Origin of the sequence: Campylobacter sp. BCW_4341 (assembly GCF_001764255.1) — a bacterium.
Lineage (GTDB): Bacteria > Campylobacterota > Campylobacteria > Campylobacterales > Campylobacteraceae > Campylobacter_D > Campylobacter_D jejuni.
The window spans coordinates 10,498-37,208 of the sequence record NZ_MKAH01000005.1 but is presented as its reverse complement, the minus strand read 5'-3'; the positions used below and the strand labels follow the sequence as shown (position 1 = coordinate 37,208).

30 protein-coding genes are annotated in these 26,711 nt (G+C 30.6%); 21 read left to right on the top strand and 9 right to left on the bottom strand.

Translation table 11 applies throughout. From position 1 onward, the window contains the following. Positions 1-22 precede the first annotated feature (22 nt). The 3 genes from AJN70_RS00255 to AJN70_RS00245 are packed head-to-tail and all read right to left on the bottom strand — an operon-like array spanning position 23 to position 2,161. The gene (locus AJN70_RS00255; protein WP_070239976.1) at positions 23-1,081 is read right to left on the bottom strand and encodes an LptF/LptG family permease; all 1,059 of its coding nucleotides are present in this window, start codon (positions 1,079-1,081) and stop codon (positions 23-25) included. A gap of 1 nt (position 1,082) precedes the next feature. Continuing rightward, positions 1,083-1,628, bottom strand: coding sequence for an aminoacyl-tRNA hydrolase (pth, locus tag AJN70_RS00250; RefSeq protein ID WP_002892865.1), 546 nt, complete (start codon positions 1,626-1,628; stop codon positions 1,083-1,085). Next, positions 1,625-2,161 carry a 50S ribosomal protein L25/general stress protein Ctc gene (locus AJN70_RS00245; RefSeq protein WP_002791314.1) on the bottom strand — a complete coding sequence of 179 codons (537 nt, stop codon included), beginning with the start codon at positions 2,159-2,161 and terminating at the stop codon, positions 1,625-1,627. The genes pth and AJN70_RS00245 overlap by 4 nt, the downstream gene beginning before the upstream one ends. A gap of 131 nt (positions 2,162-2,292) precedes the next feature. Between AJN70_RS00245 and AJN70_RS00240 the strand changes: the two genes are divergently transcribed. From AJN70_RS00240 to AJN70_RS00230, 3 genes are read left to right on the top strand one after another with little or no spacing between them, the layout of a single operon-like run. Continuing rightward, complete coding sequence (locus AJN70_RS00240; protein ID WP_002892867.1) at positions 2,293-2,631, top strand: DMT family transporter; 339 nt, start codon at positions 2,293-2,295, stop codon at positions 2,629-2,631. 2 nt (positions 2,632-2,633) lie between these two features. Then, complete coding sequence (locus tag AJN70_RS00235; protein WP_002794052.1) at positions 2,634-2,948, top strand: DMT family transporter; 315 nt, start codon at positions 2,634-2,636, stop codon at positions 2,946-2,948. Positions 2,949-2,957: 9 nt separating this feature from the next. Further along, complete coding sequence (locus AJN70_RS00230; RefSeq protein ID WP_070233671.1) at positions 2,958-3,563, top strand: dethiobiotin synthase; 606 nt, start codon at positions 2,958-2,960, stop codon at positions 3,561-3,563. Here AJN70_RS00230 and AJN70_RS00225 read toward each other — a convergent pair. Beyond that, the gene (locus AJN70_RS00225) at positions 3,550-4,833 is read right to left on the bottom strand and encodes an adenosylmethionine--8-amino-7-oxononanoate transaminase (RefSeq protein WP_070233672.1); all 1,284 of its coding nucleotides are present in this window, start codon (positions 4,831-4,833) and stop codon (positions 3,550-3,552) included. The two genes, AJN70_RS00230 and AJN70_RS00225, sit on opposite strands and share 14 nt — an antisense overlap. A 67-nt stretch (positions 4,834-4,900) precedes the next feature. Here AJN70_RS00225 and AJN70_RS00220 point away from each other — a divergent pair, with 67 nt between their 5' ends. Genes AJN70_RS00220 through AJN70_RS00190 form a run of 7 tightly spaced genes read left to right on the top strand, consistent with a single transcriptional unit; the run spans position 4,901 to position 10,077 of the window. After that, positions 4,901-6,043 carry an aminotransferase class I/II-fold pyridoxal phosphate-dependent enzyme gene (locus tag AJN70_RS00220; protein ID WP_070274992.1) on the top strand — a complete coding sequence of 381 codons (1,143 nt, stop codon included), beginning with the start codon at positions 4,901-4,903 and terminating at the stop codon, positions 6,041-6,043. Next, positions 6,040-6,651 (top strand): pimeloyl-ACP methyl esterase BioG family protein, encoded by a 612-nt coding sequence (locus AJN70_RS00215; RefSeq protein ID WP_070233674.1) that lies wholly within the window; start codon positions 6,040-6,042, stop codon positions 6,649-6,651. Before AJN70_RS00220 ends, AJN70_RS00215 begins: the two co-directional genes overlap by 4 nt. Beyond that, positions 6,648-7,334, top strand: a complete 687-nt coding sequence (gene bioC / locus AJN70_RS00210; RefSeq protein ID WP_070233675.1) for a malonyl-ACP O-methyltransferase BioC — start codon at positions 6,648-6,650, stop codon at positions 7,332-7,334. Before AJN70_RS00215 ends, bioC begins: the two co-directional genes overlap by 4 nt. A gap of 50 nt (positions 7,335-7,384) precedes the next feature. Beyond that, a complete protein-coding gene (modA, locus tag AJN70_RS00205; RefSeq protein WP_070276369.1) occupies positions 7,385-8,134 on the top strand; it encodes a molybdate ABC transporter substrate-binding protein in 750 nt (249 codons plus the stop codon). Beyond that, positions 8,131-8,532, top strand: coding sequence for a molybdopterin-binding protein (locus AJN70_RS00200; RefSeq protein ID WP_070233677.1), 402 nt, complete (start codon positions 8,131-8,133; stop codon positions 8,530-8,532). The genes modA and AJN70_RS00200 overlap by 4 nt, the downstream gene beginning before the upstream one ends. Then, positions 8,525-9,199 (top strand): molybdate ABC transporter permease subunit, encoded by a 675-nt coding sequence (gene modB, locus AJN70_RS00195; protein WP_070233678.1) that lies wholly within the window; start codon positions 8,525-8,527, stop codon positions 9,197-9,199. Before AJN70_RS00200 ends, modB begins: the two co-directional genes overlap by 8 nt. After that, complete coding sequence (locus AJN70_RS00190) at positions 9,196-10,077, top strand: sulfate/molybdate ABC transporter ATP-binding protein (RefSeq protein ID WP_070276365.1); 882 nt, start codon at positions 9,196-9,198, stop codon at positions 10,075-10,077. Before modB ends, AJN70_RS00190 begins: the two co-directional genes overlap by 4 nt. On the opposite strand, the gene AJN70_RS00185 is transcribed toward AJN70_RS00190, so the two are convergent. From AJN70_RS00185 to surE, 3 genes are read right to left on the bottom strand one after another with little or no spacing between them, the layout of a single operon-like run. Next, complete coding sequence (locus tag AJN70_RS00185) at positions 10,033-10,806, bottom strand: OXA-184 family class D beta-lactamase OXA-614 (RefSeq protein WP_070233680.1); 774 nt, start codon at positions 10,804-10,806, stop codon at positions 10,033-10,035. The two genes, AJN70_RS00190 and AJN70_RS00185, sit on opposite strands and share 45 nt — an antisense overlap. Continuing rightward, positions 10,803-11,468: a ThiF family adenylyltransferase gene (locus AJN70_RS00180; RefSeq protein ID WP_074470129.1), complete on the bottom strand. Its 666-nt coding sequence runs from the start codon at positions 11,466-11,468 to the stop codon at positions 10,803-10,805. Before AJN70_RS00180 ends, AJN70_RS00185 begins: the two co-directional genes overlap by 4 nt. Beyond that, positions 11,458-12,234 (bottom strand): 5'/3'-nucleotidase SurE, encoded by a 777-nt coding sequence (surE, locus tag AJN70_RS00175; protein ID WP_070239961.1) that lies wholly within the window; start codon positions 12,232-12,234, stop codon positions 11,458-11,460. The genes AJN70_RS00180 and surE overlap by 11 nt, the downstream gene beginning before the upstream one ends. A 481-nt stretch (positions 12,235-12,715) precedes the next feature. Between surE and AJN70_RS00170 the strand changes: the two genes are divergently transcribed. The 11 genes from AJN70_RS00170 to AJN70_RS00120 all read left to right on the top strand — a co-directional run bounded on the left by AJN70_RS00170 (position 12,716) and on the right by AJN70_RS00120 (position 22,899). Next, entirely contained in the window at positions 12,716-13,516 is an 801-nt protein-coding gene (locus AJN70_RS00170; protein WP_070233683.1) for an RICIN domain-containing protein, read from the top strand. A gap of 15 nt (positions 13,517-13,531) precedes the next feature. Next, positions 13,532-14,338: a cytolethal distending toxin subunit B family protein gene (locus tag AJN70_RS00165; protein ID WP_070239959.1), complete on the top strand. Its 807-nt coding sequence runs from the start codon at positions 13,532-13,534 to the stop codon at positions 14,336-14,338. Between the two features lie 14 nt (positions 14,339-14,352). Then, positions 14,353-14,925, top strand: a complete 573-nt coding sequence (locus AJN70_RS00160; RefSeq protein WP_044779556.1) for a cytochrome c oxidase subunit IV — start codon at positions 14,353-14,355, stop codon at positions 14,923-14,925. Between the two features lie 226 nt (positions 14,926-15,151). Then, positions 15,152-16,246 (top strand): lipid-A-disaccharide synthase, encoded by a 1,095-nt coding sequence (gene lpxB / locus AJN70_RS00155; protein ID WP_070239956.1) that lies wholly within the window; start codon positions 15,152-15,154, stop codon positions 16,244-16,246. Positions 16,247-16,257: 11 nt separating this feature from the next. Then, positions 16,258-16,743 carry a transcription elongation factor GreA gene (gene greA, locus AJN70_RS00150; RefSeq protein ID WP_002851733.1) on the top strand — a complete coding sequence of 162 codons (486 nt, stop codon included), beginning with the start codon at positions 16,258-16,260 and terminating at the stop codon, positions 16,741-16,743. A gap of 9 nt (positions 16,744-16,752) precedes the next feature. Then, positions 16,753-17,511 (top strand): UDP-2,3-diacylglucosamine diphosphatase, encoded by a 759-nt coding sequence (locus AJN70_RS00145; protein WP_323470666.1) that lies wholly within the window; start codon positions 16,753-16,755, stop codon positions 17,509-17,511. Continuing rightward, complete coding sequence (locus AJN70_RS00140; RefSeq protein ID WP_070283916.1) at positions 17,504-18,460, top strand: chemotaxis protein; 957 nt, start codon at positions 17,504-17,506, stop codon at positions 18,458-18,460. The genes AJN70_RS00145 and AJN70_RS00140 overlap by 8 nt, the downstream gene beginning before the upstream one ends. Positions 18,461-18,463: 3 nt before the next feature. Beyond that, positions 18,464-20,773, top strand: coding sequence for a chemotaxis protein CheW (locus AJN70_RS00135; protein ID WP_070295311.1), 2,310 nt, complete (start codon positions 18,464-18,466; stop codon positions 20,771-20,773). A 4-nt stretch (positions 20,774-20,777) separates the two neighbouring features. Further along, entirely contained in the window at positions 20,778-21,299 is a 522-nt protein-coding gene (locus tag AJN70_RS00130) for a chemotaxis protein CheW (protein ID WP_044779559.1), read from the top strand. After that, positions 21,299-21,922, top strand: a complete 624-nt coding sequence (gene serB / locus AJN70_RS00125; protein ID WP_070295310.1) for a phosphoserine phosphatase SerB — start codon at positions 21,299-21,301, stop codon at positions 21,920-21,922. Before AJN70_RS00130 ends, serB begins: the two co-directional genes overlap by 1 nt. Beyond that, positions 21,922-22,899: a transaldolase gene (locus AJN70_RS00120; RefSeq protein ID WP_070295308.1), complete on the top strand. Its 978-nt coding sequence runs from the start codon at positions 21,922-21,924 to the stop codon at positions 22,897-22,899. The genes serB and AJN70_RS00120 overlap by 1 nt, the downstream gene beginning before the upstream one ends. Here the strand turns inward: AJN70_RS00120 and AJN70_RS00115 are convergent, their stop codons facing one another. Continuing rightward, positions 22,900-23,322, bottom strand: coding sequence for a hypothetical protein (locus AJN70_RS00115; RefSeq protein ID WP_002851686.1), 423 nt, complete (start codon positions 23,320-23,322; stop codon positions 22,900-22,902). After that, on the bottom strand, positions 23,319-26,588 hold the full coding sequence (gene carB, locus AJN70_RS00110) for a carbamoyl-phosphate synthase large subunit (RefSeq protein WP_070295306.1): 3,270 nt from the start codon (positions 26,586-26,588) through the stop codon (positions 23,319-23,321). The genes AJN70_RS00115 and carB overlap by 4 nt, the downstream gene beginning before the upstream one ends. Positions 26,589-26,711: the final 123 nt, after the last annotated feature.

The window sequence follows — 26,711 nt, the reverse complement described above, 5'->3', positions numbered from 1 at the left end:
ATTTTACTACACAAAGCTTAATTTATCGATGCTTATAATACATATAAGCACTTAAACAACCCAAAATTATAATAGGCACTACAATGCCAATTTCACTTGCAATCACACTATTTTCGCTTAATCTAGTAAGCAAAAACAAGACTCCCCAAATCATCAAAGTCACTACAAAAGCTATAAAAGTTACAAAAGCAAGATTAAAAAATCTTGCTATTACAGGAAAAAAATAATACATAATAAGCATTAAAAATGGTGCAAAAAAAGGAGTAAAAACAAATTTATAAAGATTGATTTTAAGAGCATCTGTATTGACATTTTGCGCCTTAAAAAGCTCAAAACTTTCAAGTGCGTCAGATATTGAATAATCACTATTACTAGCAACCCCTTCTATAATCTTTGGTTTAAAACCCTCAAGTGATTTAAGCTCGGAGAAATCTTGTATCTTTAAACCATCATTAGCAAGTTCATAATTTTTAGGTAATAATGTAATATTACCATCTCGCAAAATCCAACTTTCACCTTCAAAATGGGCATTTTTAGCACTTACAAAAGAGCTTAAATTTAAATCATTGATATTAAAAATTTTTATATTTTGAGCACTATTTTGTCCATGATTTATCTTTGAAATATAAACAAAATTATTGTTAAATTTCAAAAACACTTCTCCACTTTGATTCATAATAGTGCCATTTTTTAAAATATTTCTCTTATAATCATTTGCATAAGCAAAAGAAGTAAAATTCAATCCTATATAAATACAACAAAAAAATAAAGCCCATAAAAAAGGAAATAAAATAACATAATTTCTGCTCAGTCCTAATGCATAAAGACTTACAAATTCATTTGCCCTGATCATGGAAATCAAAGAAACTACCAAGGCAAAAATCAAAGAAATGGGTAATACATAAGGTACTGCCGAGAAAGATAAAAACATAATATAAAGCAAATCAAGATTTGCGGCTTTTGGTAGATCTTTAAAATTTAAGAGCAAATCAATACCACAATAAAAACCAAGTAAAGAAAAAAATATAATAAAAAAATTTTTTAGATAAATCCCTGAAATAAAACGAAAAAATATCCACATCTTAAGCCTTTAGGCTGTATTTAGATGATATAGCAGACAAATCATCATTTTCAATAAGCTCAAGCAAAGCTTTTTTTGTATGCTCTAAAACTTTGCTTAAAGTTATTTCTTCTTCGGCTTTAAACTTGCCCAAAACATGGGAAATCACATTTTCACCCTTTCCCACTCCTATACGCACTCTTTCATAATCATTTCCACATAAAGTATCTATGCTTTTAAGCCCATTATGTCCACCACTTGAACCGCCTTTTTTAAAGCGCAAGGCTCCTAAATTTATATCTATATCATCATGGATAACTATCATTCTTTCGCATTTATAAAAATCATTCACTGCTTTTACACTAAGTCCTGAATTATTCATATAAGTACTAGGTTTAAGAAGAAGCAAAGAAGAACCTATTTTAAAAAGTTCTCCTTTAAATTTAGAGTTTGTAAGATTTGTAAAATTGCTTTCTTTTAAAAGCAAGTCAATTAGCATAAAACCGACATTATGACGGGTATTTTCATACTCTACGCCTATATTGCCAAGCCCTACGACTAAAATCATCTAGCTTTTTCTACACCTACAACCGCTACTCTATCAGCATCAATCATAGTTACTCCCGCAGGAACTACAATATCACGAACAAGCAAAGCATCACCCACATCAAGCTTACTTACATCAAGTTCGAAGAAATTTGGCAAATTTTCAGCTGCACATTTTACTTTTAATCTTCTTTTTGATTGGATTAAAACACCTTTATTTTTAAGACCTATAGCTGTTCCTGTGATTTTAACTGGAACCATGTATTTAGAAATCACACCTTTTTGTGCAACTTTTAAATCCACATGTTTAAGTTCTGCAGTTACAGGATCTTTTTGATAATCCACAACTACAACGCTTAAAGTTTGAGAACCTACTTTTACATCAAAAATTAAAGTAGTTTTTTTACGAACTTCCTTAATAAACTCATTTACTTTAAAAGCGGCATTGATGTTTTCTAATCCTTTTCCATAGATGTTTGCGATTAGATAACCATCTCTTTTTAAAGCTTTAGCAGCTTTTCTACCGATACTCTCTCTAACGATACCTTCTAACATCTTTTGTCCTTTCTTAAAAAATGAGCTTTGATTATATCTAATTTTGGCTTATGGAAAAGTAAATTTATAGCTTCTTTTAATTTCTTTAAGATATAATTTGTTTTATAAATTATGTTAATTTAAGGCTTCATGTGAATGAAAAATTCAATATCAATATAGCTTGGTTTTTAATAATCTTAGGTGGGATTATAGAATGCTTTTGGGTAAGCGGACTTAAGTATTCTACAGAAATTTGGCACTATATTTTAACAGCCATTGGGGTTTGTATTTCTTTTACTTGCTTTTTAAAAGCTTGTGAAAGACTTGAAGTAAGTATTACTTATAGTGTTTTTGTAGGCATTGGCACTGTTGGGGTGGTTTTAAATGAAATGTTTATTTTTAACGAGGCTGTTTCTATAGTTAAACTTGTGCTTATAGCGATTTTACTTTTAAGCATTATAGCCCTTAAATGGGTAAGCAAGGAAGCTTAGTTATGGAATGGTTTTATTTGTTTTTAGCTACTGCTTGTGAAATTTTTGGTGTGGTGATCATGAAAGAACTTGTAAGCACTAAAAACAAGCTTTACCTTTTGGCTTTGATTGTGTGTTTTGGATTTTCTTTTACTTTTTTAAGCTTAAGTATGCAAAATATCGCTATGAGTGTTGCTTATGCTATATGGACAGGAGCTGGAACTGCTGGTGGGGTAATGATAGGAGTACTTTTTTATAAAGAAAGTAAAAGTTTTTTAAAACTTTTTTTAATCGCTGTGATTATTGCTTGTACAGTAGGTTTAAAATTTCTTTCTTAAGGATTTTTTGTGCAAATTTATGTGAGTGGAATACATACTGATGTAGGAAAAACACATTTTAGTGCAGCTTTTTGCGCGAATTTTAACTATGACTATTTTAAACTCATTCAAGCAGGAACTCCAACAGATAGCGATTTTATTGCAAAATTTAGCCCAAAAACAAAGATTTTTAAAGAAGGTATTTTTTTGCAAACTCCAGCTTCTCCTCATCTTGGAAAAATCAAAGAAAAGCTTGATTATAAAGCCTTAGATATCATTTTACCAAAAAGCAAAAACCTACTTATTGAGCTTGCGGGTGGGCTTTTTTCTCCTATGGATGAAAATTACACTATGATTGATTTTATGAATATTTTTAAACACCCTACGATTTTAGTAGCAAAATACTATCTTGGAAGTATTAATCATATCTTGCTTAGCATTGAAGCTTTAAAGCAAAGAAATATCAATATTTTAGCCCTTGTGATGATGGGTAAAAAAGATATCTTACAAGATGATTTTATAAAAAATTATGCAAAAATTCCTATAATCAATCTTGATTTTTTTGATGAAAATAGTATTTTAAATAAAGATTTTAAAGAACAAATGCAAGAAATTTTACAACTTAAAATTCCTTAAAAATCTGCTCTAAACTCTCTACTACATAAACGATTTGTTCTTTTGTGATGATGTAAGGAGGCATAAAATAAATCGTATTTGCCAAAGGTCTTAAAAGCAAACCTTTTTCTAAGGCTTTTTGAAATACAAAAAGCCCCACGCGTTCATATTTATAACTTAAAATATCAAAAGCACTAATCATTCCGCAAGTTCTAAAATTTCCTAAAAAATCAAATTTTTTAAGTTTTGAAAATTCTTGTTGGATAAAGGCGCTTAAAATTTGATTTTTTTCTAAAATATTTTCATTTTCAAAGATATCTAAAACCGCATTAGCCGCTGCACAAGCTAGAGTATTTCCTGTATAACTATGAGAATGTAAAAAGGCTTTTTGCTCGCTATAAGGTGCATAAAAGGCATTATAAATTTCATCCTTTGTAAGCACCACAGAAAGAGGCATAAATCCTCCTGTAATTCCCTTTGAAAGACAGATAAAATCAGGGCTTTGTTTGCATTGATGCAAGGCAAACAAAGTTCCTGTGCGTCCAAAACCCACTGCAATTTCATCAAAAATCACTTGCACATTAAAATCATGGCAAAGCTTGATCGCTTCATCGATAAAACCAACTTCATACATGTGCATATTTCCCGCACATTGCACCAAGGGTTCAAGAATAAAAGCACAAATTTCACTCGAGTGTTTTTCTAAAATATCTTTTAAAATTTCAAGCTCTTTAGTATAGTCTTTACCTTGTGGCACAGGAGTGCTTAAACACTCTAAAAGCAAGGCTTTGTAAGTATCTTTATATAGCGCAACATCGCCTACGCTTAAAGCCCCTAAGGTTTCACCATGATAGGAATTGCTTAGGGATAAAAATTTATTTTTTTTCAAACCTTTATTTAAATGATAATGAAAACTCATTTTAAGTGCTACTTCAATGGCACTTGAGCCATTATCTGCATAAAAACATTTATTAAAATCACGCCCCACTTTTTCACAAAGTCTAGCCGAAAGTTTGATGATAGGCTCATGTGTAAAACCTGCTAAAATCACATGTTCAAGCTCATTAACTTGTTTTTTAATGGCATTTGCGATTTTTTCATTACAATGACCAAAAAGATTTACCCACCAAGAACTCACACAATCCATATAAGCTTTATCATCAAAATCATAAAGCCACACGCCTTTTGCTGTTTTTATAGGGATTAAAGGTAAAGTTTCGTGATCTTTCATTTGTGTGCAAGGGTGCCAAATGTGTTTTAAATCGAGATTTTTTAAGATTTGATTTTGCATCATAACTTCTTTTTTAAAAATATTTTGGCAAAATAATACTTTAAATTTTTAAATTTACAGGAAAAAAATGAAGCTTGAAAAAATTTTGCAAGATCTAGAGCAAAATCACAATCTAAGAACTCTAACGCCTTTAAAACATGAAAATAAATTTGTTTATAAGCAAGATCAAAAACTTTTAAATTTAGCAGGAAATGATTATCTTTATTTGGCGTCTTCTAAAGAGTTAAAAGCTGAGTTTTTGAACACCTTAAAAGAGCAAGATTTATTTTTTTCAAGTTCGAGTTCAAGAAGTTTGAGTGGAAATTTTGAAATTTATGAAGAATTAGAAAGTTTTTTAAAGACTAAATTTAAAGATAAGGAAATTTTACATTTTAATAGTGGTTATCATCTAAATATCTCTTGTATAGCAGCACTTTCTAGCGTTTCTAAGACGCTTTTTTTAACCGATAAATTTATTCATGCAAGTATGATTGATGGTTTAAGACTTGGCGGAGCTGATTTTTTTCGTTTTCATCATAAAGATATGAATCATTTAGAGAGTTTAATCCAAAAACATTATGATAAATATGAAAATATCATCGTTTTAAGCGAAGCTTTGTTTAGTATGGATGGAGATTTTAGCGATTTTAAAACTTTGTGTGAGCTTAAAAGACGTTATGATAAAATTAAGCTTTATATAGATGAAGCACACAGCGTGGGTTGTTTTGATGAAGAAGGTTTGGGGCTTGTTAAAAAACTAGCCTTGGAAAATGAAGTGGATTTTTTGGTTTTTACCTTTGGTAAAGCCATTGCTTCCATAGGTGCTTGTATAATATGTGATGAAAAATATAAAAAATTTTTCATCAACAAAGCTAGAGCTTTTATTTATTCTACAGCCTTGCCACCTATTAATGTAGCTTGGACGCAATTTATTTTTAAAAAAATGCCTTATTTTAAGAAAGAAAGAGAAAAATTAGAGTTTTTAAGTACTTTTTTTAAAAGTAAATTGCAAGAAAAAAATCACACTGTTTTAGGCGATGCTTATATTATTTGCTTGCTTTTAGGTGAAAATAAAAAAGCCTTAGAAATTTCACAAAAACTCCAAAAAGCTGGATTTTTTGCTCCTGCGATCAAAGAACCTACCGTGCCAAAGAATAAAGCCAGAATTCGTTTTTCCTTACATGCAGGACTTAACACAGAAGAACTTGAAAGGATAATAGAGCTTTTATGAAATATGAATTTTTATGTAAAAATCCTGATTCAAAAAAACTTATAGTGATATTTGGGGGATTTGCTTCACATCCTAGTCATTTTTCGCATTTAAAAAGCAATAAAAATGTGATTTTATTTTATGATTATGAAAATTTTGATTTAAATTTTGATTTCAAAGCTTTTGATGAACTTTTTTTAATCGCTTTTTCTATGGGGGTTTGCGTAGCAAATAGACTTTTAAAAGAGCTTAATTTTAAACAAAAAATAGCCATAAATGGCACAAATTTAGGTATAGATAAATCAAAAGGAATTCATCCTACAATTTTTAAAAAAACCCTGCAAAATTTTAAATTAGAAAATTTCAAAGAAGTTTTATTTGAAGAACGCAAAAGCTTAGTCAAAGATTTTATTTTTAAAGATGAAAAAGCTTTAAAAATAGAACTTGAAAAACTTTTTGACTTTGCTTTAACAAAACAAGAAGAAAATTTGCTTTGGGATAAGGTTTATTCAAGTAAAGAAGATAAAATTTTTCCACCAAATACTTTAAAAAATGCTTTTTCAAAACTTATTTTTTTAGATGAACCGCATTTTGCTTTTTTTGATTTTAAAACTTGGGATGAAATTTGAATTTTTTAAAAGCAAAAGATTATGAAAAACATGCAAAAGTGCAAGATTTTATGGGTTTAAAACTTTGTGAAATTTTAAAAGATTTAAAAATTTCACATTTTGAAAAAGTGTTTGAATTTGGTTGCGGTAGAGGTGAATTGAGCAAAAAACTTCAAAATTTCATTACTTTTGATGAATATTTAAAAAACGATATTTTAGATTTTAAAGAAAATTCTAATATTTTAATTTTTGATATGAACGAAATTGCAAAACAAGATTTAAGTAAAGAGAAATTTGATCTTATTGTTTCAAATGCAACTTTGCAATGGCTTGATTTAAAACGCATTTTACCAAGTCTTAGGGATATGCTAAATCAAAATGGGATTTTACTTCTTTCTACTTTTGCAGAACAAAATTTAAAAGAAATCAAGCAAAGCACGGGTTTTGGTTTAAATTATTTTAGCTTAAATGAATTAGAGCAAATTTTTAAAGTCTATTTTAATGAGGTAAAAATTACTCAAGAACTCATAGAATTAAGCTTTGATAATGCTTTAGATGTTTTTAGGCATTTAAAATTTAGCGGTGTAAATTCTTTAGGATTTTATCCTTTAAATAAAAGTTTTTTAAAAGAATTTGAAGAAAAATTTCAAAACAAACTCACTTATCATCCTGTATTTATTTTATGCAAAAATGATATAAAATGAATTTTTTGTGTTATAATCCAAAAATTAAATTTTTACACAAGGAAAACTAAATGAAAAAGTTTATAGTATTTTTTGGGATTTTGTTTTTTACCTTACATCTAAATGCACAAAATTTAAGCATTTTTGTAGCTTCTTCAGCTTCAAAGGCAATGAGTGAAGTTAAAGATGAGTTTTTGAAAACACATCCAGAAGATAAAATAGAATTGGTTTTTGGTGCTTCTGGAAAATATTATGAACTTTTAAAACAAGGAAGAGAATTTGATCTCTTTTTTTCAGCGGATACTAAATATACTAAGGCTATTTATGATGATAAAAATGCCTTAATAAAGCCAAAAGTTTATGTTTTAGGAGTTTTGGCTTTGTATAGTTTGGATGAAAATTTACTCCAAAGAGGCATTGAAAATTTAAAAGAAAAGGCAGGTAAAATCACGCATCTAAGCATAGCCAATCCTAAAGTAGCTCCTTATGGAGTAGCAGCTAAAGAAGTGCTTGAAAATTTGGATTTAAATGAGCTTTTTAAAGACAAAATCGTTTTAGGCGAAAATATCTCAGTGCCTGTTTTACATGTAGATAGTAAAAATGCAGATATAGCTATAGTAGCTTATTCTTTAGTTTCTCCTATTAATCATCCTAAGGGTAAGACTGTTATAATTGATGCAAAGTATTTTAGCCCTTTAGAACAAAGTTATGTCATCACAAAATATGCTAAGGATAAAAAATTAGCCTTTGAATTTAGTGAATTTATTAGCTCTTCAAAAGCAAAAGAGATTTTTAAAAAATACGGATTTAGCACACCATGAACCTTATAAAAGGACAAATTTACGAGCTTTTAAATCAAGAGGATATAGTTATTGTTAAAATACTTTCTAAAGAAGTGATTTTTAGTGTTTTAATGCTTGAATTAAAGTCTTTAGAAAATTTAAAAATTGGTGCGAGTGTAGAACTTCTTTTTAAAGAGCATGAGCTTTGTTTTAGCACAAGCAAAACTCTTTTAAGTGTTGAAAATTCTTTTTTAGCTAAAATTACAAAAATTAAAAAAGGCGAACTTTTGTATCAGGTATTTTTTGATTTTAAGGGTAATGAGCTTTCTAGTATCATCACCAAAGAAAAAGCCTTAGAACTTGAACTTTGTGAAAATCAAGAATGGCTTTGTTTTGTAAAAGCAAATGATATTGTATTAAGGAGTCATAGTGCTTGAACCAGCTTTTTTACAAACCCTTTATCTTACTTTTAAACTTGCTTTTATCACGACTTTTATTCTTTTTTTTATCGGTGTTTTTTTAGCTTATTTGTTAAGTTTTGTGCGTTTTCCTTTTAAAACAATCCTTCAAAGCTTTATTTCTTTGCCTTTGATTTTACCTCCTAGTGTTTTGGGATTTTATTTGCTTGTAACTTTTTCGGCTAATAGTTTTTTAGGGCAAGTTTTAAAAGAATATTTTAATCTTTCTTTGGTTTTTAGTTTTGAAGGTCTTGTTTTTGCTTCTTTGATTTTTTCTTTGCCTTTTATGGTAAATCCTTTGCAAAGTGCCTTTTCATCGATCAATCCAAATTTACTCGATGCTTCTTATAGTTTAGGTAAAAGTAAAATTTATACTCTTTTTAGAGTAATTTTACCTAATTCTAAAGCAGGAATTTTTAGTGCTTGTGCGATGAGTTTTGCCCATACTGTGGGTGAATTTGGAGTCGTGATGATGATAGGAGGACATAAACAAGGTGAAACTTTAGTAGCTAGTATAGCTATTTATGATGAGCTTGAGATCTTAAACTATAGCTTAGCCCATCAATATGCTTTTATATTGTTTATTTTTTCTTTTTTAGTGCTTTTTAGTCTTTATTTTGTCAATAAAAAAATGAGTTTTCAATGATAAAAATTGATATCAATCATCCTATAAATACTGCTAAAGGAATGCTCAATCTAAATTTTAAAAAAGATATAGAATCAGGAAAAATTACTGCACTTTTTGGCGAAAGTGGAGCAGGAAAAACCACTCTTTTAAAAATCATAGCAGGACTTATAAAGCCTAAATTGGGGCGTATAGAAGTAGATAATGAACTTTGGTTTGATTCTTCAAAAAATTTTAGTTTAGCTTTGCAAAAAAGAAAAATTGGTTTTGTTTTTCAAGATTATGCGCTTTTTCCAAATATGAATGTAAAAGAAAATATCGCCTATGCCGCTAGTTCTAAAGCAAAGGTTAGCGAGCTTTTAGCCTTAATGGGACTTGAAAATTTAGCTAAAATTTATCCTAAACATTTAAGCGGAGGACAAGCACAAAGAGTAGCTTTAGCAAGAGCTTTAGCAAGGGAACCAAAAATTTTGCTTTTAGATGAGCCTTTGAGTGCTTTGGATTTTAAAATGCGCGCCAATTTACAAGATGAATTGGCTAAAATTTTAGAGTATTTTAAGATAAGTACTTTATTGGTAAGTCATGATTTAGCTGAAATTTATAAGTTAAGTCATAGAATTTTAGAGCTTAGGAATGGAAAAATCATTAAGGATTTTCCTAAAAATGAATTTTTTACTCATTCAAGTATTAGTGCAAAATTGCGTTTGAGTGCAACTTTGTTAGAAATTAAAAAAAGTGATATTTTAGTGGTTTTAACCTTGCTTTTAAATCAAGACATTATTAAAATTACTCTTAGTGAAGAGGAATTTTTAAAAGCTTATCAAGATATAAAAATAGGCGATACTCTCATACTTTCAGTAAAAGCTTTTAATCCTATTATTGTTGGAAAAATTAGCTAAATACTTATTTAATAATTCTTCCCTTATTTTAATATTTTTAATGTCCTTTATATCAACATTTAAAGCAAAAGATAAAATTTTGTTTTCAGTCTTTACAAATCCAACAATCCAAGCTAAATTGATATTATCATTAAAACCTGTTTTAGCATAAATTTTTTGGATTTTATCTTCCTTAAAAAGAATAATTTCTTTAACTTCTTCTTGACTTTTTTTGGAAAAAGGTAAAGAATTTTGCGAAAGTTTAAAAAGCAAATCAGCTTGATTTTTTGCAGAAATTTGTAAAGAATTATCCAACCAAAAGGTATCGATTTTTGAAATTTTTGTATTTCCATAAGAAAGTTTATTTAAGCCTTCTTGCATGGTTTTAAGTCCTATTTTTCTTGCCAATTCTTTAAAAGCAGGCACTTGAGAGCGTTTTATGGCTGAGCTTAAACTAGCATCTTGTTTCCAAGAGGGCAAAAATACTTTTTCACCCTTATAATGATAGAAAATTTCCTTTGTATCTCTAACTACACCATTATCAAGTGCAATTAAAGCATTAAAAATTTTAAAAGTTGAAGCAGGAGAAAAGGTTTGTTTAGCTCTTTGAAAATCATTACTTGCATAATTTTTTCCATCAAAGACTATAAAAGTCCCACTTGTATTACAATCTTTAAAAAAATTACCAAGTATTTTATCCTCTCCAATGGCTATATTCAAAAACAATATAAATACAATAAAATTTCTCATTGCTCTTTATATTTTGATAAGACTTTTCTCATTGCTAAACTTGCTAAAGCCAAACCAAAAGAAGCTGTTACACCCATAAAAGAACCTAAATCTTTACAATGTGCTTCTTCATCAGAAAATACCACATCAAAATTTCCCTTAAAGCCTGATTTTCTAAGTTCATAACGAAATTTTTTCGCTAAAGCATCGCCGTGAGTATTAAAAATACTTGTAGTTTTAATGCGTGTTGGATCAAGCTTTCTAGCTCCACCTGTTGAAGAGATAAAAATTTGTTTTTTAAAATCTATAAGATGAGCCAAAGCTACTTTTGCAGGGATATCATCAATGGCATCTATGATAAGATCAAACTCGCTTAAATCAAATTTTTCTAAAAAATCTTCATCGATTTTGCTGACTATACCTTTAGCCTTATAAATTCTTTCAAATACTTTAGCTTTTTCTTCGCCTATATTTTCGCTATGAATTTGGCGATTTTGATTGGTGATTTCAAATTTATCCGCATCGATTAAAGTAAGGTTTTTAAAACCACTACGATAAAGTGCATCAACGCAAATTCCACCCACTCCACCAAGTCCGCAAACCAAAACTTTTGTTTGTGAAATTTTTTGAAATTTTTCTTCTCCAACTAGCCATTTTATACGTGTAAATCTATCATTCATCATTTGCCTTTAACCATTTTTTAACTTTTTTCATTTTTTCATAAGCTGTAAGATCCAGCATTATAGGGGTTATTGTAGCGTAGCCTTTTTTAAGTAAGACAATATCGCTATTTTTCTCATCTTCAAAGTCTAAATTCGCTGCTGCAAGCCAATAATACTCAACTCCTCTTGGATTGACATTTGAGTGGGCTTCAAAATTATAAACCCTTTTGCCTGCTTTACAAATTTTAATGCCTTTGATTTTTGATTTTGCAGGAAAATTGATATTTAAAAATTCTTTTTTTTCCAAAGGAAAACCTTTATCAAAAATATTTTGAATGATTTTTTTGGTAATTTTTAAAGCATTTTTATAGTCTAGTTCTTTTTCGCTTTTTTTATAAAATTGAGAAAGAGCGATAGCAGGAATTCCTTGTAAAACCGCCTCCATAGCTCCTGCACAAGTTCCTGAGTAGGTAATATCTTCACCTACGTTTGCTCCTTTGTTAATCCCACTGATTACAAGATCAGGCAAGCGTGTTTTATAAAGTGCGTGAAGTGCAAGATAAATACAATCTGCTGGAGTACCATCATCAAGCTTGTAAAATCTTTTTCCTACTTTAACAAAACGCAAAGGTTTGGTTAGGGTTATGGAGTGTGAACAAGCTGATTTTTCACTAGCAGGAGCTACTATGGTGATCTTGGCTTTAAATTCTTTTTTTAACATTTTAATGAGTTTTTTAAGTCCTTTGCTCTCATAGCCATCATCATTAGTGATAAGAATTTCTTTCATTGCTTTTCCTTATTGGATATTTTAACATAAAAAGCTTTAAGAATAAATACAAATAAAGCTATATAGAAATGTTCTTTATAATTAATTCTTTTATTCTCAACTCAATAAAGTAATTCACAATTAACTCAAAATTAACTTAATTTTTATTATTTAGTCCAATCTACACTTTAGAATCACGATTTTAATCGTAACTCTTCTAGTGTTCAAATATTTTGAATTCCATACTCATTTATATTTTTATTCTTAAAAACTTAAAATTCCATAGTTTAAATTTTAATAATAAAAAAACTTTTTTATTATTAAAATTAATTTTCATTATTGATGTTAATATATTTTTTTTATAACTATGAATTTTTCCAAAAAATTAAAATTTTATTCTTTTATAGAAGACAATTATTTAATCTTAAATTATAATTTTTTATATATTTTTAAAATTATATTATTATACTTATCGAAATCTTAATTCACTTAAGGAGAAAAAATGCAAAAATTTCATTCTATGATAGTATTAAGCTTATTATTGATATTTTTTATCGGATGCTCTTCTAAAGAGCTTAATCCTCTGGGACGATCTTATGGTGATTTACATGATAGCGATCCACTTAAAATAGGAAAAACACCTACAATACCAGCCAAACAAGAAACTCCTGCTTTAGTTGATGGTTCAGATTTGATACCAAAAGATGTTCCTTTAGAACCACCTGTAATAAAAACAAATACTTTTAAAGGTAATGATTTTGTTAAAGGACCTTCGCCTAGATTACAATCAAATGGAAAATTTAATGATGCATCTGTATATGAAAATAGAGGATATCCTAGTGATTTTGTAACCATAATGGGTCCATCAGGAGCTGCTTTAACTGTATGGGCTTTAAGACCGGGAAATTGGATATGGGGCTATACTTTATATTCAAGTATACCTTTTGGCGATGCAAATGTCTGGCAAATCATAGAATTTCCTCAAAACAAAGTTATGATTAAAAACGTTAAGACGCTTACATGTCTCAATGCTTATGGCGAAGGGATTGTCCATTACCCTTGCGATCAAAGCAATTTTGCTCAATTTTGGATATTATTTCCTATGAGTAATGGTGCTTACCAAATTTATAATTACGCAACTCAAAAATGCATTCAAACACCTATAAATGATGTAATGAAAGAATTTGATTTTAGTTATTATAAAATATTTCTTACTGATTGTTTAAAATCAGGAGAAAAAAATTTAGATAGACAGTGGTATATAGCACCGCCTACTTATGCTACTCATAGTCCCTATAGATAAATTTTGGAGTTAATTATGAAAAAAATATTATTAATCATTTTAAGTATAAATTTAAGCTTTGCTTCTTTAGAAGATTATAATGTTGGAACATGGAATTTACAAGGTTCTTCAGCATCAACAGAAAGTAAATGGAATATTAGTATTAGACAACTTGTTACGGGAAGCAATCCTATGGATGTCTTAGCTATTCAAGAAGCAGGTGTTTTACCATCCACTGCAGTAATGACACAAAGACAAGTTCAACCTGTTGGGGTGGGTATTCCTATCCATGAATACGAATGGAATCTAGGAACCTTATCTCGTCCTAATTCAGTTTTTATATATTATTCAAGAGTTGATGTAGGAGCAAATAGAGTTAATATGGCAATAGTAAGCAGAAGACAGGCAGATGAAGTAATTGTATTACCTCCTCCAACCGTTGCTTCAAGACCTATCATAGGAATCCGTATTGGCAATGATGTATTTTTCAACGCACATGCTTTAGCAAGAGGAGGAAATGATGCAGGTGCTATAGTTACTGCTGTTGATATGCATTTTAGAAACATGCCTCAAATTAATTGGATGATCTTGGGAGATTTTAATAGAAATCCAGGCTCATTAGCATCTTTATTAGATCGAGGATTAAGGGATCGTATATATTTTGTTTCTCCTGCTTCTTATACTCAAGCAAGTGGTGGTGTTCTTGATTACGCTATTACAGGAAATTCTGATACAACCAGAAGATATACTCCCCCAGCTATACTAGCCATACTAGCTGCTGCTGGACTTAGAACATTTTTAGCTTCAGATCATTTTCCTGTGAATTTTAGAAAATTTTTTTAATATAAGGTGTTGTTATGAAAAAAATTGTTATTTTAATATTAGTTTTATTAAGCTTATCTAAATCTATCGAAGAACCTGGCGATTTATCTGACTTTACACCAATGTTTGCTATTAGATCCTTACAGACAGGAATTAGTTTAAGCCCTTTTAGAGAGACTTCGGAAGATTTAAAAGACCAAAATTGGATCTTAAGAGAAATTATACTTAGCGATGAATTAAAACAAAAAGATGAATTAGGAGAATTGTTACACTTTGGTTATGTGCAATTTGTAAATCCAAACGATGATGATATTTGTTTGGCGATACTAGAAAGTGGTTTTTTTGGAGGGAAATCATGCAAACAAGATTTAAAAGATGGAAAGTTAGAAACTATATTTTCTATTATGCCAACAACTAGCTCAGCAGTTCAAATAAGATCTTTAGTTGAAGGTGGAAGAGAATGTATGAAAATATTTTATAATCCAAATGTTCCAATAGAAAAACGTTTTGGTATACAACCATGTACTTTAGATCCAGCTTTATTTTTAGATTTAAATGAATTAATGTTTTTTACCCCAGCCATTATAGAAGCAACCCCTATTTATTAATTACTTGCAAGCAAGCTAAAATAATAAGCTTGCGAGTAATTAAAATATTGAATAAATCGATGCAAAAAATAAATATATTATGTTTATAAATCTTAAGAAAATTTTCAAAAAATACTACTGGAGAAAATAAACCTTCATATACACTTTTAGTGTGTATTTTTCCACAACTTCTTTTAATTAAGCCAAAATAAGATAAAATATTTAAAATATTTATAAGGAAATTTTTTTGAAAACCTTTTTAGTTTGCGCCTTAGAACCTTCAGCAAATTTGCATTTAAAAGAAGTGTTAAAAGCTTATAAAAAAGACTTTGGTAAATTTGAAATTCATGGGATTTATGATGAGAGCTTATGTAAAGAATTTGATCTAAATTCTAGGCCGCTTTATAGCTCACATGAATTTAGCGCCATGGGTTTCATAGAAGTTTTGCCTTTGATTTTTAAAGGAAAAAAAGCTGTAAAAGAACTTGTAAATTTAAGTTTTACTCAAAAAATGGATGGGATTTTATGTATAGATTCTCCTGCCTTTAACTTACCTTTTGCAAAGGCTTTAAAAAAAGCAGGTAGTAAAATTCCACGCATTTATTATATTTTACCTCAAGTTTGGGCATGGAAAAAAGGTCGCATACCTATCATAGAAAGTCATTTTGATATTTTAGCTTCTATTTTGCCCTTTGATAATCAGTTTTTTAACAAAAGCACTTATGTAGGCCATCCGCTTTTAGATGAGATAAAAGAATTTAAAAATAAAGAAGATATTAATCATACACTTTCAAAAAAAGATGATGAAAAAACTATAGCCTTTTTACCAGGTTCAAGGCGTAGTGAAATTAGGCGTTTGATGCCTATTTTTAAAGAACTTTCTCAAAAATTTAAGGGTGAAAAAATTCTTTGTGTTCCCCCATTTAATCTTGAAAAATTAGAAATTTATGGTGATATTAGTGAATTTAAAATAGAAAGTAACACTCCAAAAGTGCTTAAAAAAGCTGATTTTGCCTTTATTTGTAGTGGAACGGCTACTTTAGAAGCAGCTTTAGTGGGAACTCCTTTTGTTCTTGCTTACAAGGCAAAGGCTATCGATATTTTTATCGCAAAACTTTTTGTAAAATTAAAACACATAGGACTTGCAAATATTTTTTGTGATTTCGCTGGAAAAGAAGCTTTAAATCCTGAATTTTTACAAGATAAAGTCAATGTTTTAAATTTATATGAAGCTTATAATAAATATGATTATAAGGCATTTTTTGCTAAAGTTGATTTTCTAAAAGAATATTTACAATTTGGAAGTGCTAAAAATTTAGCAAAAATCCTAAGTGAAATATAAAAGGATAAATTATGCAAAAAGAACCAATGAGTCAATTTGGCTATGATAAGTTAGCCGCAGAATTAAAAGATTTGAAAGATAATCAACGTCCCGCTGTTGTAATAGAAATCGATACAGCAAGAAGTCACGGGGATTTGAAAGAAAATGCAGAATACCATGCTGCAAGAGAAAAACAAGCTTTAATTGAAAGTCGTATAGCAGAGCTTAGTGACTTGCTAGCAAGAGCTCAAGTGATCGATCCTTCAAGCTATGAACATGATAGTGTGAAATTTGGCTCAAGTGTTGTGATCATGGATTTGGATACAGAAAAAGAAAGCAAATATACTCTAGTAGGAATTTGCGAAGGAGATTTAGATAAGGGCTATATTTCCATCGCATCTCCAATAGCAAAAGCTATGCTTGGGAAAAAAGAAGGAGATGATTTTAAAGTGCGTTTGCCAAAAGGTGAGAGTGAATTTGAAATCCTTTCTATAAATTATGAGCCTTTGAAATTTTAAGGATAAAAAATTTTACTACAAAATGGAGCGATTTTAATCGCAGATGCTCATGAAAATAAACAAAGAAGGGGGTTTTGGGAATTTTTACAAGCCTTAAAAAAAGGTAAAATTTCCACCTCTCAACTCATACTTATGGGCGATATTTTCGATTTGCTTATAGGCGAAATCTCTGCTACACATGAATTTGCTAAACCTTACATAGAACTTTTAGAAGAATTGGCCTTAAAGATTGAAATTATCTACTTAGAAGGCAATCATGATTTTAATCTTTCTTGTTTTTTTAAAAGGGTAAAAATTTTTAACTTACAAAAGCAACCCATAAAGCTTAATTTGCATACAAGTAAAGGTAATAATCTTGTTTTAAATAACGCTTTTATAAAATTAGCTCACGGAGATATTTTTTTACCACCTCTTTTACAATTTACTCTTAAAATATTAAGGAATCATTATTTACTTATATTTTTGAATTTTTTAAATATTATTACTCGTAATTTTATTTCAAATAAAATTCTTCAAAATCAAAACAAAAAAAACCTTTTTTATCAAATAAAAGATTTTGAAAATTTAGCGAAAAAAAGATATGAAAGATATGAAAATTTAGGATTTTGGGTATGTGAAGGACACTATCATCAAAATCATCAAATCAACAAAGAAAACATTAAATATCTTAACTTAGCTAGTTTTGCATATAAGAGAAGTTTTTTTGTAGTAGAATATCAGCAAGAAATCAAATTTCGAGAACAGAAATTGAGGGGTCAAAATGTTTGATGAAAATATCGTGAAAACGGGTTCAAATGAAATGGAGCTTGTCGATTTCCGTATCTTTAAGCAAGGACACGATAAAGTCTATGAAGGAATTTATGGTGTAAATGTTTCTAAGGTAAGGGAAATTATAAAAATCCCAAGCCTTACAGAACTTCCAGGTGTACCTGATTACATCGAAGGTATCTTTGATCTTCGTGGAGTGGTTATACCTGTAGTCAATCTTGCCAAATGGATGCAAATCACTGAGCCAGAAAGCGCTATGCTAAAACCTAGAGTTATTATCACTGAATTTAGCAATATTCTTATTGGTTTTATAGTTCACGAAGCAAAAAGAATTCGTAGAATAAACTGGAAGGATATAGAACCAGCAACTTTTTCTACAGGATCAGGTGCTTTAGATAAAGGTAAAATCACAGGTGTAACACGCATCGAAAATGATGAAGTGTTGCTAATTTTAGATCTTGAAAGTGTTGTTGAAGATTTAGGAATTTACGCTCCAAAAACAGATATAGATTTTGAAAAAATAGAAAAATTTACTGGAACGGCACTTATACTTGATGACAGCATGACTGCTAGAAAACGCGTCAAAGAAATGATGCAACAGATGGGCTTTCAAGTTGTTGAAGCTAAGGACGGCGTAGAGGGCATAAACAAATTAGAAGAATTAAGCCAAGCTTATGGTGAAAGTTTAAATGATACTTTAAAAATTATAGTAAGCGATGTCGAAATGCCACAAATGGATGGTTTCCACTTTGCTGCACGCATTAAAGAAGATCCAAGATTTAAAGATATTCCTATAGTCTTTAACTCGTCTTTATCAAATGAATTTATGAATGAGAAAGGTGTTCAAGAAGCTGGTGGAGAAGGCTATCTTGTCAAATTTAACGCTAGCGATTTCTTCAATGAAATTGCAAAGGTTATTAAAAAACATCAATCTCAAGAACAGGGGTAAAATATGGAAGATATGCAAGAAATACTTGAAGACTTTTTGGTTGAAGCTTTTGAGCTTGTTGAGCAAATCGACCATGATTTAGTAGAGCTTGAATCAAATCCAGAAGATTTAGAATTATTAAATAGAATTTTCCGTGTTGCACATACGGTTAAAGGATCATCAAGTTTCTTAAATTTTGATGTTTTAACAAAGTTAACTCACCACATGGAAGATGTTTTAAACAAAGCAAGACATGGCGAGTTAAAAATAACTCCAGATATCATGGATGTGGTTTTAGAGTCTATTGATAGAATGAAAACTTTGCTTAATTCCATTCGTGACAATGGCAACGATACTGCTATTGGTATGGATATAGAACCAATTTGCGCAAGATTAACAGCTATTTCAGAAGGAGAGTCTCCTGTTGCGGCAAAAGATTCAAATGAAAAATCTACTCTACAAGTAGAACCAGAAGCACCAAAACAAGAAATAGCAACTCCAGAACCTGAAGTAGATGTTAATCAATTAAGTGATTCTGAAGTTGAAGCTGAAATAGAAAGACTTTTAAAAGTTAGAAAAGCTGAAGATCAAGCTCGTCGTGCACAAAAGAAACAAACAACAAATGCAGCACCTAAACCGACTAACAATACAGCAAATAAACCTGCGGAAAGTGGAGAGAAAAAAGTTCCTGCTTCAGGTAGTAATGCTAGCAGTATGGATCAAACCATACGCGTGGAGGTAAAAAGGCTAGATCACTTAATGAATCTAATTGGGGAGCTTGTTTTAGGCAAAAACCGTTTGCTTAAAATTTACGATGATGTTGAAGAGCGTTATGAAGGAGAAAAATTCCTTGAAGAACTTAATCAGGTTGTAAGTCAGCTAAGCATCATTACAACCGATGTTCAACTTGCTGTAATGAAAACAAGAATGCAACCTATAGCAAAAGTTTTCAATAAATTCCCAAGAGTTGTTCGTGATTTGAGTCGTGAATTAGGAAAGCAAATAGAACTTGAAATTACAGGTGAAGAAACTGAACTTGATAAATCTATCGTAGAGGAAATTGGCGATCCTATCATGCATATGATTAGAAATTCATGTGACCATGGTGTTGAGGATCCAGCAACTCGTGCAGCGAACGGAAAACCTGAAAAAGGTATAGTTCAACTTAAAGCTTATAATGAAGGCAATCACATCGTTGTAGAAATTACAGATGATGGTAAAGGACTTGATCCAAATGGCTTAAAAGCAAAAGCTATAGAGAAAAATTTGATTACCGAAAGAGAAGCAGATCAAATGACAGACAAAGAAGCTTTTGCTTTGATTTTCAAACCTGGTTTTTCAACTGCGGCTAAAGTAACAAATGTTTCGGGTCGTGGCGTAGGAATGGATGTTGTTAAAACCAACATCGAAAAACTAAATGGGGTAATTGAAATTGATAGTGAGTTAGGTAAAGGAAGTTCATTTAAACTTAAAATTCCTCTTACCTTGGCAATCATTCAATCTTTACTTGTAGGAACTCAAGAGGAATTCTATGCAATTCCACTTGCAAGCGTTCTTGAAACAGTTAGAGTGCCAATTGATGATATCTATACTATCGAAGGTAAAAATGTATTACGCTTAAGAGATGAAGTGCTTTCTCTTGTGAGACTTTCGGATGTATTTGGAGTTAAACAAGTCCTTGAAAGCGGTGATCAAACTTATGTCGTTGTTATAGGGGTAGCAGAAAGCAAGCTTGGCATTATAGTAGATACTCTTGTAGGACAAGAAGAAATAGTTATTAAATCTATGGGTGATTATTTACAAAATATCCAAGGTATAGCAGGAGCTACAATCCGTGGCGATGGTAGAGTGACATTAATCATCGATGTAGGTGCTATGATGGATATGGCCAAAGAAATTAAAGTTGATATTAAAGCGCAATTAGAATCAAGTGCGAAAAAACCTAAAGAACAACCAAGTGATTATAAAGTCTTAATTGTAGATGATTCTAAAATGGATAGAACTTTAATGCAAAAAGCTTTGGAACCGCTAGGGGTTAGTTTAGTTGAAGCAACAAATGGTGTTGAAGCATTGAATATTATAAAATCTGGCGAACATGATATTGATGCAATGCTTATAGATATCGAAATGCCAAGAATGGATGGATACACCTTAGCTGGTGAAATTAGAAAGTATTCTAAATATCGTAACTTACCACTCATTGCAGTTACTTCAAGAACAAGTAAAACTGACCGCTTAAGAGGTGTTGAAGTGGGTATGACTGAATATATCACTAAACCTTATTCTCCAGAATACTTGGAAAATGTGGTTAGAAAAAATTTGAAACTAGGATAAGAATATGAGTAATGAAAAATTAGAGCAAATTTTGCAAAAACAGCAAACTCAGATGGCTGGTCCTGATGTCAATCAAAGAGAAGATGATATCATCCAACTTGTTGGCTTTGTAGTTGGAGATGAGGAATATGCGATTCCAATTCTTAATATACAAGAAATCATCAAACCTATAGAATATACTAGAGTTCCTAGTGTACCTGATTATGTTCTAGGGGTTTTTAATATGCGTGGTAATGTTATGCCACTTATTGATCTAGCTCAACGCTTTCATTTAGGAAGTTCTAAAATGACACCTCAAACAAGATATATTGTTTTAAGAGGTGAGACAAATGGAACTGGAGTTGGAGGAAATGCTGGTTTTGTTATAGATAGATTAACCGAAGCAATTAAAATTCACAGAAACAGAATCGATCCACCACCTGAAACTTTAGTTAAAGACAAAGGTATGATTTATGGTATAGGAAAAAGAGATGAAAATATCTTAACTATACTCAAAGTAGAAGCTTTACTTAAGCGCGAATTTTAATGATTAAACTTTGTGTTTTTGACTTTGACGCTACTTTAATGGATGGTGAAACCATCGATATTTTAGCTACAGCGCATGGCAAGGGTGATCAAACAAGCGAAATTACCCGCCATGCTATGGCTGGAGAACTTGATTTTTTCGAAAGTCTTCAAAAACGAGTAAGCCTTTTAAAAGGTATGTCTTATAAAAAAGTTTTAGAATTAAGTAGCACACTTCCACTAATGCATGGAGCACATGAACTTATCCAATATTTAAAATCTAAAAACATACAAATTGTTATTTTTAGCGGTGGTTTTCATGAAGGCATAGATCCTGCTATGCAAAAACTTGGAATTAACCTCGGTTTTGCAAATTATCTACATCATAAAAATGACATTTTAACAGGGCTAGTTGGTGGGGAAATGATGTTTTCAAATTCAAAAGGCTTAATGCTACAACGATTAAAAAGCTTTTTAAATTTGAAAACAGATGAAGTGATGTGTGTTGGCGATGGGGCAAATGATTTGGCAATGTTTAACGAAAGTGGATTAAAAATTGCATTTTGTGCTAAAGAAATTTTACGTTCTCAAGCTGATATTTGCGTAGACATAAAAGACTTAAAAGAAATAATAAAGGTAATATAATGAAAAATTTTTCTCTTTGGTGTGATTTTATAGAAAATAGTTTTTTAGATAATGAATTTTTAAATTTATTATCACATGGAATTAATGGCGCCACTTCAAATCCTGCTATTTTTAAAAATGCTATTTTAAATTCTCCAATTTATAAAGATAAAATTCTTAAATTAAAAGAAAAAAAAACAAAAGATATTTATGAAGAATTAGCAATTTCTGATATTCAAAAAGCAGCTGATAAATTAGCTCCTCTTTTTTATCAAAAAAACGATGGATTTATAAGTATTGAAATAGATCCAAGACTTCATGATAACACGACTCTTAGTTTAGGCGAAGCTAAAAGACTTTATAGTGCTATTAGCAAAAAAAATGTAATGATTAAAATTCCAGCTACAAAAGCTTCTTATGAAGTAATGTATGAACTTATGAAAAATGGTATTAGCGTCAATGCTACCTTAATTTTTTCTCTTGAACAAAGTCAAAAATGTTTTGAAGCTTTAAATGCAGGTTTATTCGAATTTAGAAAAAACAATATAGCCTTAAAAGAACAAAATACTAGAACACCACAAGCTGTTATAAGTATTTTTGTAAGTCGTTTTGATAGACTTTTAAATCCTAAAGCCAAAGAGCAAAATCGTATTGGAATTTTAAATGCAAATTTAGCTTATAACAATATCTACTCAAAAAATGAACCTAATATTCGCGCCTTGTTTGCAAGCACTGGAGTTAAAGGAGATGATCTGCCAAAAGACTATTATATCAAAGAACTTCTTTTTGAGAATTCTGTTAATACTGCTCCTCTTGATGCAATAGAGGCATTTAAAGGAAAAATGGATTTTAAAAAACCTTTAATGAATTTTGAAATTTATACAGAACTTAATCAAATCATTTCTCAAAGCGAACGAGAAAAAGCTTGCAATGATTTATTAAGCGATGGCATAGAGCAATTTTGTATTGCTTTTGAAGATATTTTAAAAGCTCTTTAATTAACGTATTTTTATCATTTTATTCTTTGAAAGTTTTAATATTTTTGATGGGATATTTTCGAAAAATTTCTCATCAAGTATTATATCGGCAACACTTCTAGCCCATTCTTCATCAAATTCTTTTCCATGCTTGTTTGCCGAAGATGAATAAAAATAGCCATTTTTACTTAAAAAATTCGCATGTTTACACTCTTTCACAATACGAATGGCCTGATTATTTGGATAAATAAAAGTTGTTTTTTTAGAACGACGTACTAAATTTTTAAAAGATTTTGGAATTCTTGCTAAACTTTTTAACTCGCAAAATTTCGCAGAAGTGATTAAGCAAGGTTGATTTTTATCTCTACCTTTTAAAGCATTAATCTCTTCTAAATTTTTACTTAAAAATCCTACCGTAGTATCTGTTTGAGCTAAATAAATCAAGATTTAAGCCACTCCTGCAAACTCTTTACATCTAAGCAAGATTTACTCTGTATAGCTTTAATCGATTTTGCACCTGCTAAAGCTGAGCGCAAATTTGTAAAATAAGGTATTTTAAAACGAATGATATTTTCACGAATTTTTTTCGTATCACCTTTAAAACTGTGACTATCGCTTGTATTGATAACTAAGTGAATTTCACCATTTTTCAATTTATCTTCAACATTGGGGCGTCCTTCTGAAATTTTATGCACAAGCTCACACTCAAAACCACTTTCTAAAATTTCCTTGCAAGTTCCCCCTGTTGCCATAAGTCTAAAGCCAAGCTTTACATATTCTGCAGCGATTTTTTTAGTATATTTTTTATCCTTATCTTTTAAGGAGATAAATATCACACCTTGCTCTGGAAGATGATTAAACGATGCGATTTGACTTTTTGCGTAAGAATTTGCAAAATCCTTACTTATACCCATAACTTCACCTGTTGAACGCATTTCGGGGCCTAATTCTAAATCACTTCCACTAAGTTTTGCAAATGGAAATACTGCTTCTTTTACACTCATATATTTTGGAGTTTTAGGGCGTAAAATTTTAGTATCAAAATTAACCACTTTGAAAGTATCATAAAATTTCAAAGCTTCTTTTAAATTTCCTTGCCACATCACACGCGTTGCTACTTTTGCCAAAGGAATGCCCGTAGCTTTACTAACAAAAGGCACAGTACGACTAGCTCTAGGATTTACTTCTATCATATAAAACTCATTATTATGTAAAGCAAATTGTATATTTAAAAGCCCTACAACACCCAAATTTAAAGCAATATCTGCGGTTTTTTGTGCAATAAATTCTTGCATTTTTTCATCGATATTGCAAGGTGGTAAAGAACAAGCACTATCACCTGAATGAATTCCTGCTTCTTCTATATGCTCCATAATTCCTGCCACATAAACATCTTTGCCATCACAAATCGCATCAACATCAATTTCTGTAGCATTGTCTAAAAACTGATCGATCAAAACAGGACTTTTATCGCTCACATCTACAGCTTCTTGCATATAAAGTCTAAGTTCAACCTCATCATTTACCACGCGCATCGCACGCCCACCTAAAACATAACTTGGTCTTACAAGCACAGGATACCCTATATCACTAGCCTTAAGAACCGCTTCTTCTACACTTGTTGCAGTAGAATTTTTTGGCTGATTGATGCCTAATTTTGTAATAAATTCGGCAAATTTCTTTCTATCTTCTGCCATATCAATTACTCTTGCGCTAGTACCTATAATCTTAGCTCCAAAAGCACTCAAACGCTTAGCAAATTTCAAAGGAGTTTGTCCACCAAAATGCACAATCACTCCATCAGGTTTTTCACGCTCAATCACCGCTCTTAAATGTTCAAAATCAATAGGCTCGAAATACAAAATATCACTTGTATCATAGTCAGTCGAAACGGTTTCAGGATTACAATTATACATAATGGTTTTAATACCCATATCTTTAAGCGCAAAAGAAGCATGTACGCAAGCATAGTCAAATTCTATACCTTGTCCTATGCGATTTGGCCCCCCGCCTATAATCATCACTTTTTTTTCTTTTTTATCCTTAGCATCGTTTTTACTTTGAGTGAGTTCGCTTACATTGATACTTGAATAAAGATAAGGAGTTAAAGCTTCAAATTCACCCGCACAAGTATCCACTTCGCTAAATTCTGCAATGATTTTTTGCTTCATTCTTGCATAATAAATATCATTTTGGCTTAATTCTAAATTATCTTTCAAATTCACAAGCAAGGCTATCATTTTGTCTGAAAAGCCCATAGTTTTTGCTTTTCTCAAAAGAGCTTTATTGTTTAAAATATCCATATCAATTTGCTCTTCAAAATCTACAATTTCTTTAATCTGTGTTAAAAACCAAGGATCTATTTTACAAAGCCCATAAAGTTCTTCTACGCTAAAACCTTCCCTAAAAGCTTGAGCAACATAAAGTAAACGCTTTTCATTAGCATTGCGAATTTTAAAAACAAGACCATTTCTATCTTCAAATTTTACTCTATCAAAACCACTCAAAGAACGCTCAAGAGAACAAAGTGCTTTTTGTATACTTTCTTTAAAAGTGCGTCCTATAGCCATTACCTCACCCACACTTTTCATAGCTGTACCTAAAGTTGTATTTGCTCCTGGAAATTTTTCAAAAGTAAAGCGAGGAATTTTTGTTACAATGTAATCAATCACAGGCTCGAAAGATGCAGGAGTTCCTGTAATGTCATTTTTAATCTCATCTAAACTAAAGCCTACTGCCAAAAGTGTCGCAACCTTTGCTATAGGATAACCCGTTGCCTTAGAAGCTAAAGCACTTGATCTTGAAACTCTTGGATTCATTTCTATAACTATCATTCTTCCATTTTTTGGGTTGATAGCAAATTGTACATTACTTCCGCCTGTATCTACGCCAATTTCACGCAAAATAGCAAAAGAAGCATTACGCATAACTTGATATTCTTTATCTGACAAAGTTAATGCTGGAGCTATTGTAATACTATCTCCTGTATGAACTCCCATAGGATCGATATTTTCTATACTACAAACTATGATACAATTATCCGCTCTATCGCGTATAACTTCCATTTCATATTCTTTCCAACCTAACAAACTTTCTTCAATCAAAATTTCATGGATAGGCGATAAAGCTAAAGCAGTATTAGCGAGTTCTTTAAATTCGTCCATATTATAAACCACACCACTTCCAGCACCTCCTAAAGTATAAGAAGCACGGATCATCAAAGGAAAGCCGATTTCATCTACGGCTTTTAAAGCTTCATCATAATTATACGCATACATCGATTTTGGCAAATCCATACCGATTTTTTTCATACATTCTTTAAAGACCTGACGATCTTCGCCCTTTTTAATCGACTCAGGATTTGCGCCTAAAAATTTTACATCTCCTAAAAGTCCGCTTTCATAAACTTCCATAGCAACATTTAACGCTACTTGTCCGCCCATAGTTGGCAAAATTGCATCAATTTTTTCTTTTTTAATAATACTTAAAATACTTTCTTTTGTTATGGGTTCTATATAAGTTGCATCTGCAAATTCAGGATCTGTCATGATAGTTGCAGGATTTGAGTTGATTAATACTACACGATATCCTAACTCTTTTAAAGTCTTTGCGGCTTGAGTTCCAGAATAATCAAATTCACAAGCTTGTCCTATCACAATAGGACCACTTCCTATAAGTAAAATGCTTTTAATATCTGTTCGTTTTGGCATAAATTTTCCTAAGAGCATGAATTTGAGCTGATTATAACAAAAATTAGTTTTATAAACTTTGAAATTATTGATATAATTTTAAAAAATAAACACCCTGCTTTTAATCTAGGAAATAATACATAA

What these genes read in the sequence shown, in the direction of transcription:
- AJN70_RS00255 (WP_070239976.1), bottom strand. Translation starts at nt 1,081, where the DNA reads ATGTGGATATTTTTTCGTTTTATTTCAGGGATTTATCTAAAAAATTTT.
- pth (WP_002892865.1), bottom strand. Translation starts at nt 1,628, where the DNA reads ATGATTTTAGTCGTAGGGCTTGGCAATATAGGCGTAGAGTATGAAAAT.
- AJN70_RS00245 (WP_002791314.1), bottom strand. Translation starts at nt 2,161, where the DNA reads ATGTTAGAAGGTATCGTTAGAGAGAGTATCGGTAGAAAAGCTGCTAAA.
- AJN70_RS00235 (WP_002794052.1), top strand. Translation starts at nt 2,634, where the DNA reads ATGGAATGGTTTTATTTGTTTTTAGCTACTGCTTGTGAAATTTTTGGT.
- AJN70_RS00225 (WP_070233672.1), bottom strand. Translation starts at nt 4,833, where the DNA reads ATGCAAAATCAAATCTTAAAAAATCTCGATTTAAAACACATTTGGCAC.
- AJN70_RS00220 (WP_070274992.1), top strand. Translation starts at nt 4,901, where the DNA reads ATGAAGCTTGAAAAAATTTTGCAAGATCTAGAGCAAAATCACAATCTA.
- AJN70_RS00215 (WP_070233674.1), top strand. Translation starts at nt 6,040, where the DNA reads ATGAAATATGAATTTTTATGTAAAAATCCTGATTCAAAAAAACTTATA.
- modA (WP_070276369.1), top strand. Translation starts at nt 7,385, where the DNA reads ATGAAAAAGTTTATAGTATTTTTTGGGATTTTGTTTTTTACCTTACAT.
- AJN70_RS00200 (WP_070233677.1), top strand. Translation starts at nt 8,131, where the DNA reads ATGAACCTTATAAAAGGACAAATTTACGAGCTTTTAAATCAAGAGGAT.
- AJN70_RS00190 (WP_070276365.1), top strand. Translation starts at nt 9,196, where the DNA reads ATGATAAAAATTGATATCAATCATCCTATAAATACTGCTAAAGGAATG.
- AJN70_RS00185 (WP_070233680.1), bottom strand. Translation starts at nt 10,806, where the DNA reads ATGAGAAATTTTATTGTATTTATATTGTTTTTGAATATAGCCATTGGA.
- AJN70_RS00180 (WP_074470129.1), bottom strand. Translation starts at nt 11,468, where the DNA reads ATGATGAATGATAGATTTACACGTATAAAATGGCTAGTTGGAGAAGAA.
- surE (WP_070239961.1), bottom strand. Translation starts at nt 12,234, where the DNA reads ATGAAAGAAATTCTTATCACTAATGATGATGGCTATGAGAGCAAAGGA.
- AJN70_RS00170 (WP_070233683.1), top strand. Translation starts at nt 12,716, where the DNA reads ATGCAAAAATTTCATTCTATGATAGTATTAAGCTTATTATTGATATTT.
- AJN70_RS00165 (WP_070239959.1), top strand. Translation starts at nt 13,532, where the DNA reads ATGAAAAAAATATTATTAATCATTTTAAGTATAAATTTAAGCTTTGCT.
- AJN70_RS00160 (WP_044779556.1), top strand. Translation starts at nt 14,353, where the DNA reads ATGAAAAAAATTGTTATTTTAATATTAGTTTTATTAAGCTTATCTAAA.
- greA (WP_002851733.1), top strand. Translation starts at nt 16,258, where the DNA reads ATGCAAAAAGAACCAATGAGTCAATTTGGCTATGATAAGTTAGCCGCA.
- AJN70_RS00140 (WP_070283916.1), top strand. Translation starts at nt 17,504, where the DNA reads ATGTTTGATGAAAATATCGTGAAAACGGGTTCAAATGAAATGGAGCTT.
- AJN70_RS00135 (WP_070295311.1), top strand. Translation starts at nt 18,464, where the DNA reads ATGGAAGATATGCAAGAAATACTTGAAGACTTTTTGGTTGAAGCTTTT.
- AJN70_RS00130 (WP_044779559.1), top strand. Translation starts at nt 20,778, where the DNA reads ATGAGTAATGAAAAATTAGAGCAAATTTTGCAAAAACAGCAAACTCAG.
- serB (WP_070295310.1), top strand. Translation starts at nt 21,299, where the DNA reads ATGATTAAACTTTGTGTTTTTGACTTTGACGCTACTTTAATGGATGGT.
- AJN70_RS00120 (WP_070295308.1), top strand. Translation starts at nt 21,922, where the DNA reads ATGAAAAATTTTTCTCTTTGGTGTGATTTTATAGAAAATAGTTTTTTA.
- carB (WP_070295306.1), bottom strand. Translation starts at nt 26,588, where the DNA reads ATGCCAAAACGAACAGATATTAAAAGCATTTTACTTATAGGAAGTGGT.